Below are 18,738 nucleotides of genomic sequence, written 5' to 3' on the forward strand. Positions count from 1 at the left end.
TAACATGAGTGATCATTCCTGGTATGCTATTTTAATTTTTATGTTAATGATGTCAATTTTATTTTGCAGATTAGATCAAAGCTTCTATATTTGACCGCAGTAAAATTGGTGAGATAAAGACACAATAGTTAGTAGTGAAAGGATGGGGCCCCAATTTGGATTGTTAATCACAAGAGCGGAGATCGAAATATTCTAAAGTAGCACAAGAGCTTTTAGTTTTTTTCATCTCTCTACAAAGATCCATATGCCGAGAACCCGAACGGTTAACCGCGAGCTGGAAAACTAAAGAGTCAAATTCCCTGTAATTCATATTCTCGTTTGTTACAGACTGACCATAGTCTGATGGAATATGAGTTACCCTACATCGGCGCCCCGCTTGCTAAGGATCAAATAATCATAAATAGTGCATCATGCTATTGACCTTCAATTGCATGAGATGAGCTTCTTTTTTCGTAACCCGGTGAAAGGATAGTGTGCGGCTCATCTTCTGCGGGCGTTGGCGGTAGCAGCGCGCAACCTATATGTCGGACAAAATATGCTTTCCTTCCGGGCGCCTTGCCTGGAGCGGTTCGTAGCATTGTAACTGTTCGTAATTATTAACCCCAAAGACGTTGTAGAAAGCGATATGAAAAACATATAGCTTATAGTTACAGGCTGAGGCAATTCAATGATTGCTATATACATGATGTGCAGCATTCAATCTAAAAAGCATTGAACAGCTGCTGGTGGGCATTTTATTGTTAAAAAAATCAATCGGCCTTATCATAAGCGCACCCGGTATAATGACCATGGACACAAATATCATCCGTTATCTCATTAAGCATACACGTGCCTTTCCGCACAAGCATGTCTTTATTGTGTTAGGGCAGCAGGGAGATCCGCCGTATGAGATCACCTATAGTCAGCTGGAGACCCGCGTAAAGCAACTCGCTATCCATCTGGTAACAAAGCAGCTGGAAACCCGCGCGGTGCTGCTGGTTTATCAGGACATGCTTTCCTTTATCATCGCCTTCCTGGCATGCGAGTATGCTGGTATTGTACCAGTACCTGTTCCCTACGCAAAAGGCAGTAAACAACTCGCAAGAATTAACGGTATCATAACAGACGCGCATGCAGATACTATTCTTTGTACCGCGGATACAGTAGATGAATTGCAGGCCGCTTTACCTGCAGCACTGCGGCTGATTGCCACAGATATTGATATTGCGCAGCATGCAGATGATGCAAACCTGCAGGCGGCGCAAACGGAAATAGCGTTCATCCAGTATACCTCAGGCTCTGTAGGAAATCCCAAAGGCGTAGTGGTTACCGGCCATAATCTTTTGCACAATCAGCAGCTGATACGCCAGACCTTTGGTTGTGATGAAAACTCCGTGATCTTCTCCTGGCTGCCTTTTCATCATGATATGGGATTGATCGGAAATGTACTGCATACGATCTATACAGGCTGTACCTGTGTGTTAATGCCGCCGCTGCGTTTCATGCAGCAACCCAAAGCCTGGCTGGAGGGTATTGCTGCCTATAAAGTTACGCATAGCGGAGGCCCCAACTTCGCCTTTGATCTTTGCGTGGAAAGGATCCCGGCAGCGGAATGCACATCGCTGGACCTGTCGTCCTGGAAGGTAGCCTACAATGGATCCGAACCTGTTCACGCAAGCACAATTGAACGTTTCTCCCGGCACTTCAGTCCTGCCGGTTTCAATGCCAATGCTTTTACGCCCTGCTACGGACTGGCGGAAGCTACTTTACTGGTGTCTGCCAAAAGCAGTCTCCGGCCGTTAACGGTGTATATAGACAAACAGGCAGCTGAGCAGGGGAGATTGCTGCCGGCAACGCAGGAGAATGAGAACGCCAAAACAGTAGTAAGCGCCGGTAAACCAGCAGACGGTATGAAGGTAAAGATCGTCTCCCTGCAGGATCAGCGGGAATGCGCTGAGCTGGAAGAAGGGGAGATCTGCATCTCCGGTGCAAGTGTCAGCAGCGGATACTGGAATAAGAACAACGATACACTCTTCTATGTATTTGGAGAGGAACACTTCCTCCGTACGGGCGACCTGGGCTTCCTGTACCAGGGTGAGCTTTTTGTTCATGGCAGAGTAAAGGAAATGCTCATTGTACGTGGTAAGAACTATTATCCTTATGATATTGAACAAGCCATTGCCAGTGCTCATGAGGCCATTGAAACCAACGGCGTAGCCGTATTTGCCCTTGACGATGACGATGCCATTGTAGTGGTGGCAGAATTAAGAAGATCACATGTACATATCGGTGACCCGGAAGCGATCATTGCCGCCATCAACAGCGCCGTCAGCGGGCAGTTCGGGATAGATCCCCGCAACATTATACTTACCACCCCGCTGGGTATTCCCCGCACTACCAGCGGTAAGCTGCAGCGCATTAAATGCAGAACACACTACCTCGAAAATACTTTTAAGATAATTGCTTCAAAAGCAGCGTTGGCCGCGCTACAGCAGGGAAGAGAAAGGAATGCGTTGCTCCTGCCACAGCTGATGGAAAGCCCGGGCTTTGCGGCTATCAAAGCTTATGTGGCAGACCTCATTGAAGTGAAGACCGGCAGCCCGCTTCCCGCCGCATTAAAAGATGAAACAGACCTGATGGCCCTGGGTGTTGATTCACTCCGCGCCATGGAGATCATCAATACCATCAACCAGGAATTAGGAATCAGCCTGGATGCTGCGAAGATCTATCAGCACAATACGCTGCTGGCGCTATGTAATACTGTTGAAGCCCTTTTATGGTTGAAAATGGAGCCGGCGCAAAGTTCCGGAAAAGAGATAACGATATGAACACGATAGCGATCATTTCCGCATTGAAGTCACACAATGTATTGCTGCGGCTGGACGGCGATCAGCTGAAGCTGTCCGGTGAAACCGGCAGCCTGCCGCCGGAATTGCTGGAAATGGTTAAATCCCGTAAGGAAGCGCTGATCTCCCTGCTGCGGAATGCAACGGCGCCCGTCACCGAAAATGTCATTCGGCCCCTTGGCAGGCAGGAGGATTATCCCGCTACAGATGCCCAGCAAAGTATCTGGGTATTACATCAGCTGGATAAAACCGGCGGCGCGTACAATATCATCACCAGCCTGCATCTGAAAGGCGAGGTGTCTGCTGATATATTGAAGAGGGCCTTTCAGTGCTCCCTCATGCGGCATGAAAGTTTACGCACGGTATTCAGGGAAGCGGATGGAAAGCTCAGGCAGGTGATCACAGACAATACTGATTTTACAGTAGCCTTCCGTGATATCAGCGCAGAAGGAACCATACATGATCACGTTACTGCGGAAGTAAAAAGGCTTACTTACCGGCGCTTTGACCTGGAAAAAGGTCCGCTCCTGGAAGTACAGCTGCTGAAATTAGCAGCACAGGAATATGCGCTCATATTGGCCATACATCACATTATCAGTGATGGCTGGTCGGTAAGGCTCCTCTTGCAGGAAATGATGCACTTTTACAGCCTGCTACGTAAAGGCGCACAGCCGGCAATTGCTTTGCCGGAGATTCAGTATAAAGACTACGCGGCCTGGTTGCTGCAACAGCTCAGCGGAGAGGCAGGTAAGCATGCACAAGCATTCTGGAAGGAACGCCTGTCAACCATACCCGATCCGCTGGATCTGCCGGCTGATCTGCCGCGGCCCGGTACCAGGTCTTTTGAAGGCGCCATTGCCCGGTTCTATACAGACGCTTCATTGTATCCCGCTATCGTTCAATATTGCCGGCAGCATAGCACAACGCCGTTTAACTTTTTTCTCAGCACCCTTTCCATCTTACTGTACAAACTATCCGGTCAGGATACCATCGTAATTGGTACGCCTGCGGCCGGACGTACACATGGTGCACTGCACCAGCAGATCGGGCTCTTTGTAAATACATTGCCGCTTACGGCCAGGGTGCAGGCGGCAGACAGCTTCGCAGCTATGCTGCAACGTATTGCGGGTGATACCATTGCAGCCTTTGAGCACCAGCACTATCCCTTTGCGCGAATAGCAGAGCAACTGGCTGTAAAATGGGACAGCGCCAGGAATCCATTGTTCGATGTAATGCTGGTATTACAGGATACGGCTATTGGCGATGGGAGAGTAGGCTTTGATCAGCAGGCCGGTTTTGCAATAGACCGGCTGGATACTTACCTGTATGGATCTGCAGCAGTAGTACACAGCAGCGCCCCTTCAAAATTCGATCTCTCCTTCGACCTCGGGAATGATCCCAATAACAGGTTCTATATGGAGATAGCATATTCCACACGCCTGTTCACTAAAGAAAGCATCATTTCGTTATATAAAGCCTACCAGCACATTATTGCCCAGGTACTGGCCAATCCGGGTATACCTGTACAATCCATTGAGCTGGCTGACCAGGAAGCGCAACGCCGCCTGCTGGAAAGCTTCAACGATACAGCAGTGCCCTATGCGCCCGGTAAAACGGTTATTGACCTGTTTGAAGAACAGGTACAACGCACACCCGAACGGCCGGCCCTCCGGTATGGATCCCGGCTATATACCTACCGTGAAGTGGATCAGTTGTCCAACCAGCTGGCGGCTTACCTTGTAACTACTTACGGCATTACTGCCGGCGAGCTGGTAGGTATACAACTGGAAAGAAGCGAGCGGATGCCGCTGTCCATCCTCGCCGTTTTAAAGGCAGGCGCAGCCTATGTGCCTATCGGTACTGATTACCCGGCAGAACGGGTGGCCTATATAGTGAAAGATGCTGCATTGAAAGTATTGATCAATGAGGATGAACTGTCAAAGTTTTTCTCTGCACAACACCGCTATTCAACAGAGCGGCTGTCAGTCAAACCTACGCAGAACGGTCTGGCCTATTGTATCTATACCTCCGGATCTACCGGCACGCCCAAGGGTGTGCTGAACAGTCACGCCGGGCTCTATAACCGCCTGCGCTGGATGGGCGACTATCTGCATGTAGACGGGAACGATGTTTTCCTGCAGAAAACGCCCTACACATTTGACGTTTCCGTGTGGGAGCTGCTGCTGCCTTTTATCACCGGCAGCGTGCTGGTGATGGCGGATCCCGGTCAGCATAAAGACCCTGCCTATCTGCAGGAGGTAATTGCAAGACACGGGGTTACCATTGCGCATTTTGTACCTTCCATGTTAGGCGCCTTCCTGCCGGATGTTAACGCAGCGAAATGCGCTTCCCTGCAGCACATCATCTGCAGCGGCGAAGAACTTCCTGCGCAGATGGTAGTGGATGTCCGCCGTAAACTGGTCAATACCCGTATTCATAACCTGTATGGCCCAACGGAGGCAGCCATCGATGTAACCGCCATTGATCTTACGGATGCAGACGTATTGCAGCACGGCGTCAGCATTGGTTACCCCATCGCCAATACAAGGATCTACATCGTGAATGATTCCCTGCAGCTGCAACCGCCGGGCATTCCCGGCGAATTGCTGATCTCCGGGGTACAGGTGGCCAATGGTTATCTCCACCTGGAAGAGCTGACGGCAGCCCGTTTCATACCCGATCCCTTTTCGCCGGGTAACCGCGTGTACCGCACGGGCGACATTGCCAAGTGGTTACCCGATGGCGCCATTCAATACCTGGGACGCAAAGACAACCAGGTAAAGATCCGGGGCAACCGTATAGAGCTGGGTGAAGTGGAAAATGCCTTATGCGCATTTCCAGGCATCCGCTCCGGTGTGGCTGCGGTCAGGGAACTGCAGGGAGAGAAGGCCCTGGTGGCCTATTTCACCGGCAGCACGCCGCTGGATGTTCCCGCACTGAAAGTGTACCTCAAAACCCGTTTGCCGGATTACATGATACCCGGCTATTACATGCAGCTGGATGAGCTGCCGCTGACTTCCAGCGGTAAGGCAGATAAGAAACGCCTGCCATTACCTGAGCTGCGCCGCAGCGCTTATGAAGCGCCCCGAAGCCAGGCAGAACAACAGCTGGCTGCGATCTGGCAACAGATACTCGGGAAGGTGCAGATAGGCCGCAAGGACAATTTCTTTGAACTGGGCGGCCATAGCCTGAAAGCCACCCGCTTAGCCAGCCAGCTAAACAGGCAACTCGGCGTCAGCATTCCGTTAACAGACCTGTTTGATCATCCCGTACTGGAAGACCAGGCGAGGCTGCTAAGCGCCACTCAGTCAGACGCCTTTGCTGCCATACCGGCTGTTGAAGAACAGCTATCTTACGCCCTTTCATCGTCCCAGCAGCGCTTATGGATCTTAAGCCAGCTGGAAGAAAGCAGCGTTGCCTATAACATGCCTGCGGTGTTTGAGCTGGAAGGTATACTGAACCTGGATGCCCTCTCCGCCGCATTTGATACGCTGATAGAAAGACATGAAAGTTTGCGTACTGCTTTCCGCGAAGCGCCGGATGGAACCATCAGGCAATACATATTACCCGCAGCATCCGGCAGCTTTCAGATCAGCTATCATGATCTGAGCCGGGAGAATGAGCGCACCATAAAAGAGAGGATACAAGGCAGCCTTTTCCAGCCATTTGACCTGGGCAGCGGTTACCTGCTACGCGCTGCGCTTTACCAGCTGGCCGCCGGCAGGTGGTTGTTCACCTATGTGATGCACCACATTATCAGTGACGGCTGGTCGATGGAAGTGCTGATCAGGGAACTGTTGCAACTGTATCACGCCTATACGCAGGGCCTTCCCAACCCGCTGCCGCCTTTACGCATCCAGTATAAAGACTATGCCGCCTGGCAGCAGGGGCAGCTGGGTACTGCAGCATCAGCATCGCATAAAGCATGGTGGCTGCAGCAGCTGGAGGGTTCATTGCCTGTATTGGAACTGCCTGCAGACAAAGCCCGTCCGGCGATAAAGACCTATCATGGCGCCAGGTTGATCCGCCGGATAGCGCCTTCAGCTGCGAAAGCATTCAGCGCCTTATGCAGGTCTGCAGACAGTACCTTATTCACCGGTCTGCTGGCACTTGTAAAGGCCTTATTATACCGTTATACGGGCCAGGAAGATATGATCATCGGCAGTCCCGTAGCAGGCAGGGAGCACAGCGACCTGGAAGACCAGATCGGTTTTTATGTGAACACCCTGCCATTAAGAACCCGCTTCAGCGGAAGGGACAGCTACCTGCAACTGTTATCACATGTAAGACAAACCACCCTGGATGCCTACCGGCATCAGGCTTACCCCTTCGATGCACTGGTGGAAGCGTTGGACCTGCAACGTGATCTGAGCCGCAATGCTTTGTTCGATGTGCTGGTGGCATTACAGCACGGAACAACTGCTTCCCTGGTGCAGGAAGGTTTTGCAGGCCTGGAGGTGAGGGAATATGATGGCCTGCGGCAGGATAGTAAGTTTGACCTGCAGTTCAGTTTTATTGAATCAGGATCTCAGCTGCAGCTGCATATCATTTACAACACAGATCTCTATTACAGCAGCACGATATCCCGCCTGGCCCGTCACCTGGAACAACTGCTGGCTGCAGTAACAGCTGATCCCGCAAGGCCCATTTCGGCTTTAACCTACCTGGATAAGGCGGAACAGCAAACCATCCTGAACTTTAATCACCATCATAGCGCCCCGCCGCCTGCTACCCTGGTGGCTGCTTTTAAACAAACGGTAGCGCAACATCCTGATGCCACTGCCTTGGTATTTGAGCAAACACAGATCAGCTACCATGAACTGGACCAGGCGTCCGATCAGCTGGCAGGCTATCTGCTGGCTGGCTGTCAGCTTCGTGCAGGCGACCTCGTAGCCATACAACTGGAGCGGAGCGAATGGATGATCATTGCACTCTGGGGCGTACTGAAATCCGGCGCTGCTTTTGTACCTGTTGATCCGGCATACCCTAAGGAGCGCATTGATTATATGATCGCCGACAGCGGATGCCGCCTGGTGTTTGACCAGGAAGCGCTGATGAGGTTCAGGGCGCAGCGCGACAACATCCATCCAACACCCGCAGAACGCAACACACCGGAAGATTGCTGTTACGTGATCTATACCTCCGGCTCTACCGGCCGTCCCAAAGGAGTAATGATACCGCATGCTGCATTGTATCATTACATCAGCACCATTGGTAAAGCTTATGGCATTTCAGCGAACGAGCGCATACTGCAGCTATCCAACTTTGCTTTTGATGCAGCGGTAGAACAGATCATGCTCAGCATGTTACATGGCGCCTGCCTCTATGTGCCCCGCCAGGAGCTGATCACCGATACGGCCGCGTTGAGCGCTTACATAGCAGGCCATGGTATCACCCACCTGCATACCGTACCCACGCTTTTGCAGCACATTGATTACAGCCAGGCAACATCATTGAAACGGGTGGTGTCTGCAGGAGAACCTTGTCCGCCTTCACTGCTGCAGAAGGTAGGAGCGCAGATCGATTTCTATAACAAGTACGGGCCTACGGAAGCAACTATTTCCGCTACCTTGTACAAGGCGGCAGGCAGAGATCTTCATAGCGGCACCATTCCTATTGGCCGGCCGCTCAACAACAGCCGGGTATATATTCTCAATGAACAGGGCGCCTTACAGCCGGTAGGCGTACCCGGGGAGATCTGTATTGGTGGCCACAGCCTGGCAGATGGCTATTTGCATCAGCCCGCGTTAACAGCAGAGAAATTTGTTGCAGATCCTTATCATCCCGGACAGCGTATTTACCGTACCGGGGATGTGGGTAAATGGCAGGAAGACGGCAACATCCTGTTCCTGGGAAGGAAGGATGACCAGGTGAAAATACGCGGTCACCGTATTGAGCTGGGAGAGATCAGCCAGACGCTGCAGGAATATCCCGGCGTATCTTCAGCAGTAAGCACCGTTGTGAAAGATAACAGTGGAGAAAGTATGCTGGTGGCTTACGTTGTCAGCGCATCCACACTTCATACAGATGATCTGCGCAGCTGGCTGAGGGCCAGACTGCCGCAATATATGCAGCCGGCTCATATCATACAGCTGGAGGCGCTGCCGCTTTTACCCAACGGTAAACTGGACAAGCGGGCATTACCTGCACCGCAAACCGCAGCAAGGGAATACATTGCGCCGCGTAACAGCCTTGAAGCGCAGCTGGTTCACATTTGGCAGGAAATACTGGCTAAAGACCAGGTAGGCGTAAAAGACAATTTCTTTGAACTGGGTGGTCATAGCCTGAAAGCCACCCGCCTGGCCAGCCGGCTGTCTAAAACATTTGATGTAAAGATCGCTTTAAAAGATCTGTTCAGTCATACTACACCGGAAGAGCAGGCCAGGCTGATCGCCGCATCACAGCAGGAGATGTATGCTGCCATACCGGCGGTACGGCAGCAGGCATCCTATGCACTGTCATCTTCGCAGCGCCGCCTCTGGGTATTAAGCCAGTTTGAAGAAGGCAGTGTAGCCTATAACATGCCGGGCATATTTGAGCTGGAAGGCCCCCTGGACAGAACGGCGCTGGCAAAATCATTTGATACGCTTATTGAACGGCATGAAAGCCTTCGCACGGTCTTCCGCGAAACGCCGGATGGTGAGATCAGGCAATACATACTGCCTGTATCCGCTACCGGCTTTGAGGTACGCTATCATCCTGATGCGCGGACAGTACAAACAAACCTGTATCAACCGTTCAACCTGGGCCAGGGCCCCCTGTTGCGGGCAGACCTTTACCAAACGGGCACCGATCAATGGCTGTTGGCATATGCCATGCACCACATTATCAGCGATGGCTGGTCGATGGAAGTATTGATCAAAGAACTGCTGCAATTGTACCATGCCTATGCGCAGGGGCAATCTGTATTATTGGCGCCTTTGCGCATCCATTACAAAGACTACGCTGCCTGGCAGCAGGAACAACTGCTGTCTGTTGATTTCCGGCAACACAGGCAATACTGGCTTGAACAGTTCAGCGGTGAAGTACCGGTGCTTGAACTGCCTGCCGACAAACCCCGCCCGGCTGTAAAAACCTATCATGGCGACACGATATATAAACAGCTGGATACAGCTGTTATAAACGGCTTGCAACAGCTCTGCGAATCATCAGGCAGCACTTTGTTCATGGGGCTTCTGGCCGCGGTTAAAGTTTTATTATACCGTTATACGGGCCAGGAAGACATCATCGTCGGCAGCCCGGTAGCCGGCCGTGATCACAGCGACCTGGAAGAGCAGATCGGTTTTTATGTGAACACACTGGCACTAAGAACGCAGTTCAGCGGAACGGATACTTATGAGCAGTTGTTATCCCGTGTAAAGCAGGTAAGTCTTCATGCCTATGAGCACCAGTCCTATCCCTTTGACGCGCTGGTAGATGAGCTGCAACTGCAGCGGGATCTGAGCCACAGCGCGCTCTTTGACGTGATGCTGGTATTGCAGCATGCATCCAGCGCGGCACTGGTGGAAGAAGGGTTCAGCGGCCTGAAAGTAAGGGCGCACAAAGGCCTGCAGCAGGGCAGCAAGTTTGATCTGCAATTTACATTTGTAGTATCCGGGGAGCAGCTGCAGCTGTATATCAATTACAATACGGATATTTTCCACAACAGCACTATAACACGGTTGTCACATCACCTGGAGCAATTGCTGGCCGCTATCATTGCCGCGCCGCAGCAACCCATTGCCACGCTGTCTTACCTGGATGCAGCAGCACAAACGCTGTTACTGGATACCTTCAACGCAACAGCCGTGCCCTATGATGCATCCGGCACCGTTGTGGATCTTTTGGAAGCGCAGGTGCTGCGCAGCCCCGATCATACTGCATTGTTATTTGAAGGCCGGTCATTCAGTTATCAGCAACTGAACGGACTGTCAAACCAGCTGGCACATTACCTGAGCGCTACGTACCAGGTAGGAAAGGAGGACCGTGTTGCCATCCGGCTGGATCGCAACGAGTGGCTGGTGATCTCCCTGCTGGGCGTACTGAAATCAGGCGCCGCTTATGTGCCCATTGATCCTGCCTACCCGCAGGACCGCATTGACTATATCCTGGAAGACAGCAGCTGCAAAGTATTGCTGGATGAAAGAGCGCTGCATAAATTCCTTTTACAGGCAGAAAAGTACAGCCAGTCTAATCCGGGACTGCCCATCATGCCGGAAGATCTTGCCTATGTAATCTATACCTCCGGTTCTACCGGCCGTCCAAAAGGCGTGATGATCACGCATGGTAATGTTTCCGCTTTCATGGATTGGTGTAAGCGGGAGTTCGGCGCCTCCTCCTACGAGATTGTGCTGGGCGTTACGTCCATTTGTTTTGATCTGTCTGTCTTCGAGATCTGCTACACCCTGGTAAGCGGCAAACAGCTGCGGTTACTGACAGACGCATTGTCCATACCGCAATACCTGGACAGCCCGGCGCCCCTGCTCTTAAACACGGTTCCCAGCGTAGTTAACAGCCTGCTTGCCACCGGCGCCAACCTGAGCCGGGTACATGTACTGAATATGGCCGGTGAGCCGGTTGCGCAGGCAACGCTGCGGCAGCTGGACTGTGAACGGATGGAAGTAAGGAACCTCTACGGGCCTTCTGAAGATACTACCTACAGCACCTGCTACCGTTTAAAGAACGATGACAACATATTGATCGGCCGCCCGATCTCCAATACGCAGGTATATATCCTGAACGATCATCATCAGCTGCAGCCGTTAGGCATAGCAGGAGAGATCTGCATTTCCGGATCCGGCCTGGCACGCGGTTATTTAAATCAAACGGAGCTGACGGCAGCTAAGTTTGTTCCTCACCCCTTTATAGCCGGTGAACGCCTCTATAAAACAGGCGATCTTGGTAAGTGGCTGCCAGACGGCAACCTTGTTTTCCTGGGAAGGAAAGATGACCAGGTGAAAATACGCGGCTATCGCGTTGAGCCGGGCGAGATCAGCCAGCTGCTGCAGGATTACCCGGGTATATCGTCTGCCACTGTTGTTGCCATTAAAGACAGTAGCGGAGATTATGTACTGGCAGCCTATTTCGCAGGTGAAGCCAACCTGCATGCAGCAGATCTGCGCAGCTGGCTCGCTGCGAAGCTGCCGCATTATATGCAGCCGGCGCACTTCATCCGGCTGGAAGCATTGCCTTTATTACCCAATGGTAAGCTGAATAAAAAAGCATTGCCTGCCCCCGAGGCAGCAGGAAGGGAATACATTGCGCCCCGGAATGAGCTGGAAGCCCGATTGGTGCAGATCTGGCAGGATATTCTTGGAAAAGCGGAGATAGGCGTGAAAGATCACTTCTTTGAGCGGGGGGGCCACAGTCTGAAAGCTACCCGTTTAGCCAGCCAGCTATCCAGGGTATTCCATGTAAAGATAGCGCTGAAAGACCTTTTCAATCATCCCGTACTGGAAGACCAGGCAAAGCTGGTGGCCGTATCACAGCAAAGCGTATTCACGGCCATTCCGGCGCTAGGGGAGCAGGAATCTTATGTCTTGTCTTCCGCGCAACGCCGCCTCTGGGTGTTAAGCCAGTTTGAAGAAGGCAGCGTGGCTTACAATATGCCCGGCCTGTTTGAATTTGAAGGCACGCTGGATGCCGCCGCATTGTCCAGGTCATTCGAAACACTGATCCAACGGCATGAAATACTTCGCACAGTCTTTCGTGAAACAACAGATGGAGAAATCAGGCAGTACATTTTACCTGCAACAGAGACCGGCTTTAAGATCAACTATCACGATCAGGGCCAGGAGCTGCAGATCAACCTTTCCCAGCCATTTAACCTGGGCACCGGCCCCTTGTTAAGGGCAGACCTTTACCCAACAGGTCCCGGCAAATGGCTGTTCACTTACGTCATGCACCACATCATCAGCGATGGCTGGTCCATGGAAGTATTGATCAGGGAACTGCTGCAACTATACCAGGCATATGTGCAGGGACAACCGGATCCCTTGCCGCCTTTACGTATTCACTATAAAGATTACGCTGCCTGGCAGCAGGAACAGCTGCAATCTGATAATGCCCGGCAACACAAGGAGTACTGGCTGCAGCAGTTCAGTGACGGGCTGCCGGTACTGGAGCTTCCTGCCGAAAAACCCCGCCCAGCGGTAAAGACCTACCATGGCGCCAGCATGCATAAACAACTGGAAGCGGGTATTGCAGACGGCTTGAATGCCCTGTGCCAATCGTCCGGCAGCACGCTGTTCATGACGCTTTTGGCAGCGGTTAAAGTTTTATTATACCGTTATACGGGACAGGAAGATATCATCATCGGCAGCCCGGTAGCAGGTCGCGGGCACAGCGACCTGGAAGACCAGATCGGTTTTTATGTAAACACACTGGCATTAAGAACGCAGTTCAGCGGAACAGATACCTATCTGCAATTGTTGGCGCGCATTAAACAGGTCACCCTGGATGCCTATGAACATCAGTCCTATCCCTTTGATGCCCTGGTAGATGAACTGCATTTGCAAAGAGATACGAGCCGCAGCGCCCTGTTTGATGTAATGCTGGTATTGCAGCACGGATCCGGCGCTTCGCTCCTGGATAAAGCATTGAACGGCCTGCAGGTGAAAGCGCTTGAAAGTACACGGGAGCAAAGCAAGTTTGATCTGCAGTTTAATTTCATAGCAACAGCAGAAGGGCTCAGTGTAAGGCTGCACTATAACACCGATATTTACCATAAGGAAATCGCTACGCAGCTGCTGAACCACCTGAGCCAGTTGTTGTCTGCTATCATCGCTGATCCCGTAAGACCTATTGCAACAATACCCTGCTTAAGTGCAGCAGAACAACAAACTATTTTACAATTCAATAAAGCCCTTGCCCCGGCCACTGATACTACGATCATTGCAGCATTTGAGCAAACGGCAGCGCAAACTCCGGATCACATTGCCCTGGTATTTGAGCAGACGCGCCTTACGTACCGCGAACTGGACAAGGCATCCAACCAGCTTGCCAGGTACCTGCAGCAAACTTACCGGCTGACAGCCGATGACCTGGTAGCCATACAGCTGGAGCGCAGTGAATGGATGATCATATCCCTGCTGGCCGTACTGAAAGCCGGCGCTGCATTTGTTCCGATAGATCCCGGCTATCCCGTAGAGCGGATCAACTATATAGTAACCGACAGCCGCTGCAGGCTGATCCTCGATGATAGGGAACTCCAGAAGTACCGGCCCAAGGCTTTTGCTGATGAAGCGTTAGAGCCTGTCGCTACTACAACAGATCTTGCCTATGTGATCTACACATCCGGCTCTACCGGTCATCCCAAGGGCGTAATGATATCGCACGGCGCTTTATACAACTATATCGCAGCTATTGGCAGCGAATATGGTATTGACAACCGGGAACGCATTCTGCAGATCTCCAACTTTGCATTTGACGCTGCCGTAGAACAGATCATGCTCAGCATATTGCACGGCGCCTGCCTTTATATACCTAACCGCCAGCTGGCAACGGATACGGCAGGACTGACGGATTATATCGCAGATAACGGCATTACGCACCTGCACACCGTACCTGCTTTATTACAGCATATAGACTTTGCAAAAGCAGGCAGTCTGAAACGGGTGGTGTCTGCAGGAGAGGAATGTCCGCCGTCCTTACAGCAAAGGGTATCGGAAAGCACGGCTTTCTACAATAAGTACGGCCCCACGGAAGCAACGATATCTGCTACGCTTTACAAGGCAGAAAGCGGACAGGCAGATCAGCAGAAAGTGCCTATCGGGCAACCCCTCCGCAATAGCCGGGTCTATATTTTAAATGACCATGATCAGCTGCAGCCCACCGGCGTAGCAGGAGAGATCTGCATTGCAGGCAACAGCCTGGCCCGTGGATATTTACATCAGCCTGCACTCACTGCAGCGCGTTTCGTTCCCGATCCTTTTCAGCCTGGCCAGCTGATGTACCGTACCGGCGATATTGGCAAGTGGCGGGCAGATGGCAACATGGTGTTCCTGGGCAGGAAAGATGACCAGGTGAAGATCCGTGGCCACCGCATAGAGCCGGGCGAAATAGCCCACGCGCTGCAGGCCCACCAGGATATATCCGGCGCCGTAGTGATCGCCGTCAAGGACAGCAGCGGAGATAATATGCTGGTGGCATACCTGGTGAGCGCCCTTACGCTGGATAGTGCCCACTTGCGCAGCTGGCTCGCTTCCCGGCTTCCGCATTATATGCTGCCAGCGCATTATATACAGCTGGAAGCCCTGCCTTTATTACCCAATGGTAAGCTGAACCGGAAAGCATTACCCCTTCCGGGTGCTGACGCCCAAACCGCCAGCACTGCCTATGTAGCGCCCCGCAACCCCGTAGAGGTACAACTGGTGCAGATATGGCAACAGATCCTGGGACGTGAACAGATAGGTGTGCGGGATAACTTTTTCGAATTAGGTGGACACAGCCTCAAGGCTACGCACCTTATCAGCCAGGTACAGAAAGAATTTGGCGTAAGTGTAAAAATAAAGGACGTGTTTATGAACCCCACTATTGAAACAGTGGGAGAGCTGATCAGGGCAGGTATCTGGCTGGAACGCCCAAAGAACAATAGTAAAGAAGACAGAATCCTTGTTGAAATATGAACAACATCGTTAAGCTGATCCTTGAATTGGCCGATCAGCAGATAAATATCTTCCTGGAGGATGGCAAACTGAAAATAGATGCCCCCAACGGTATCGCATTGGATGCCGTTATCTCCAGGATAAAGGCCCACAAGGATGAAATAATTGAATACTTATCCGGTAACCGGGCGGTTGTTGAAATCGCCCCTGCGCCGGTCAGCGAAGCATATGTGCTGTCATCTTCCCAGCGCCGCCTCTGGGTATTGAGCCAGTTTGAAAATGGCAGCCTGGCCTATAACATTCCCGCTGTATTTGAGTTTGACGGCATGCTGGACATGGGCGCGCTCTCCGCTGCATTTGATGCCCTGATAGAACGGCATGAAAGCCTGCGCACCGTATTCCGCACTAGTGCAGACGGCGCTGTCCGTCAATACATTTTACCCGCGGCAGCACTGGGTTTCAGGATCGGTTACCACGACTTTACCACGAAAGACCAGGACCGCCTGCGGGAAGTGATACAAAGCAACCTGTCGCAGTCATTCGATCTCGCTACCGGTCCCCTGTTAAAGGCAGATCTTTACCAGACAGGCCTTGGCAAATGGTTTTTCAGTTATGTCATGCACCACATCATCAGTGATGGCTGGTCTATGGAAGTGCTGATCAAAGAACTGCTGCAACTGTACCAGGCTTATGTACAGAACCGTTACAGCCCGCTGTCGCCCTTACGCATACACTACAAAGATTATGCGGTATGGCAGCAGGAGCAGTTAAAGTCTGCAGACGCGCAACGGCATAAAGCGTACTGGCTGCAACAGTTCAGCGGAGAACTACCGGTGCTGGAACTCCCGGCCGATAAACCGCGTCCACTGGTAAAGTCCCACAATGGCGCCAGCATACACAGGCAGCTGGAAGCTGCCATCACCAGCGGTTTAAGAGCCTTATGCCAGTCGTCTGACAGCACCCTGTTCATGGGCCTGCTGGCCGCCGTGAAAGTGCTGTTATACCGCTATACAGGGCAGGAAGATATCATTATCGGCAGCCCGGTAGCGGGCCGTGAACACAGCGACCTGGAAGACCAGATCGGGTTTTATGTGAACACACTGGCACTCAGAACGCAGTTCAGCGGAACAGACAGTTTTCAGCAATTATTGTCCCGTATAAAACAGGTTACCCTGGATGCTTACGAGCACCAGTCTTATCCCTTTGACGCCCTGGTGGAAGAACTTGACCTGCAGCGCGACCTGAGCCGCAGTGTATTGTTTGATGTAATGCTGGTGTTACAGCACCAGTCCAGCAGCGCACTGGTAGAGAAAGGATTGCACGGCCTGCAGATCAGGGCCTGCGATGAGTTGCCCCAGACGGCGAAGTTTGACCTGCAGTTCAGTTTTGTAGAAACCGGCGATCAGCTGGCACTGCATCTTAACTACAATACCGATATATATCACGAGGCCGCAATAACACAACTGCTGACTCACTTTGAACAGTTGTTGTCTGCCATCGTTGCCGCCCCGCAGCAACCCATTGCCACGCTGTCTTACCTGGATGCGGCAGAGCAAACGCTGTTACTGGAAACCTTCAATGATACCGCTGTGCCCTATGCACCGGATAGAACGGCAATAACACTGTTTGAAGAACAGGTGTTACGTACGCCGGATCACACTGCGCTTTTGGTGGATGAGAAAACCTTCAGCTACCGCGAATTGAATGAGATGGCGAACCGCCTGGCGCATTACCTGCAACAAACCTATGCCGTTACGCCGGATGACCTGGTAGGGATCAGGCAGGAGCGGAATGAATACCTGGTGGTTTCCTTACTGGGCGTGCTGAAATCCGGTGCAGCCTATGTACCCATAGATCCCGGTTATCCGCAGGAGCGGATAGACTATATCGTGGCAGACAGCAGGTGTAAAGTGGTGCTGGATGATAAGGAACTGCAGCGTTTCCTGGCTAAGGCTGCTGCCTGTAGTACAGCAGATCCTTCAGTCGCCATACAACCCGGTAGCCTCGCATATATCATTTATACATCCGGCTCTACCGGCCGTCCCAAAGGCGTTATGATCACCCAGGGCAATCTTGCTGCATTTATGGACTGGTGCAAACGCGAATTCGGCCAGTCTGACTACGAAGTGGTGATGGGTGTTACGTCCATTTGTTTTGACCTCTCTGTCTTCGAGATCTTCTATACGCTGGTCAGCGGTAAACAGCTGCGGCTTTTGCCCGATGCATTATCCATACCGCAATACCTGAACAGCCCGTTGCCGTTATTGATCAACACCGTACCAAGTGTGATCAGCAGCCTGCTCGATTCAGGTGCGGATCTCAGCCGGGTGAATGTGTTGAACATGGCTGGCGAACCGATCCCCTTATCCATTATCCGCCAGCTGGATTGCGAACGGATAGCCGTAAGGAACCTGTACGGACCCTCCGAGGATACAACCTATAGTACTGTTTTCCGGCTGGGTAATGATGAGAAGATATTGATAGGCAGGCCTGTCTCCAATACCCGCATCTATATTCTGAACGATCATCACCAGCTGCAGCCAGCGGGCGTGGCAGGGGAGATCTGTATCTCCGGATCGGGCCTTGCGCGCGGCTATTTATACCAGCCGGAATTAACCGCCGCGAAGTTTATTCCACATCCGTTCATGGCAGGTGAGCGCCTCTATAAAACAGGGGATCTTGGCAAATGGCTGCCTGACGGCAACATAGCCTTCCTGGGCAGGAAAGACGACCAGGTGAAGATCCGCGGTTACCGTATAGAACCAGGCGAGATTGCCAGGGTGCTGGAGGATTACACAGGTGTATCTGCGGCAGTGGTCACTGCCGGGAAAGATGCCAATGATGATAAGATGCTGGTAGCATATGTGGTTGGTCCTTCGGCACTGGATGTAACCGCGCTCCGTTCATGGCTGAACGGCAAGCTTCCGCATTATATGCAGCCGGCGAACATCATCCGTCTGGATGCATTGCCTTTACTGCCCAATGGAAAGCTGAACAGGAAAGTATTGCCACATCACGCTGCCGGCAATGCGGCAGCAAAGGAATACATAGCGCCGGCTAACCCCGTGGAAGAGCGCCTGGTGCAGGTATGGCAGGAGATCCTGGGTAAGGAGAGAATAGGGGTGACCGACAATTTTTTTGAGCTGGGCGGCCATAGCCTGAAGGCGATCTCACTCTTGTCGGTGATCCACCGCGAGTATGGTATCTCCATCAATGTACAGGCTTTGTTCAGACAGCCTACTATCAGGAACCTGGCAGATCATATAGCAAATGCCGCCTGGCTGGAGAGTAACAACACCAGCCCTGCAATTGAAAAAATAATTATCTGA

Annotated in this window: 3 protein-coding genes; all 3 read left to right on the forward strand. The window is 52.0% G+C overall.

Annotated elements, in window-relative coordinates:
* The first annotated feature begins 788 nt into the window (after positions 1 to 788).
* The 3 genes from Q0577_RS07790 to Q0577_RS07800 are packed head-to-tail and all read left to right on the forward strand — an operon-like array spanning position 789 to position 18,738.
* Positions 789 to 2,807 (forward strand): AMP-binding protein, encoded by a 2,019-nt coding sequence (locus tag Q0577_RS07790; protein ID WP_298734482.1) that lies wholly within the window; start codon positions 789 to 791, stop codon positions 2,805 to 2,807.
* A complete protein-coding gene (locus Q0577_RS07795; protein ID WP_298734483.1) occupies positions 2,756 to 15,430 on the forward strand; it encodes a non-ribosomal peptide synthetase in 12,675 nt (4,224 codons plus the stop codon). The genes Q0577_RS07790 and Q0577_RS07795 overlap by 52 nt, the downstream gene beginning before the upstream one ends.
* On the forward strand, positions 15,427 to 18,738 hold the full coding sequence (locus tag Q0577_RS07800) for an amino acid adenylation domain-containing protein (RefSeq protein ID WP_298734484.1): 3,312 nt from the start codon (positions 15,427 to 15,429) through the stop codon (positions 18,736 to 18,738). Before Q0577_RS07795 ends, Q0577_RS07800 begins: the two co-directional genes overlap by 4 nt.

Source organism: uncultured Chitinophaga sp., from assembly GCF_937898475.1.
Taxonomy (GTDB): Bacteria; Bacteroidota; Bacteroidia; order Chitinophagales; family Chitinophagaceae; genus Chitinophaga.

Coding starts and splice junctions, on each gene's coding strand:
- Q0577_RS07800 (WP_298734484.1), top strand. CDS start 15,427: ATGAACAACATCGTTAAGCTGATCCTTGAATTGGCCGATCAGCAGATA.
- Q0577_RS07790 (WP_298734482.1), top strand. CDS start 789: ATGGACACAAATATCATCCGTTATCTCATTAAGCATACACGTGCCTTT.
- Q0577_RS07795 (WP_298734483.1), top strand. CDS start 2,756: ATGGTTGAAAATGGAGCCGGCGCAAAGTTCCGGAAAAGAGATAACGAT.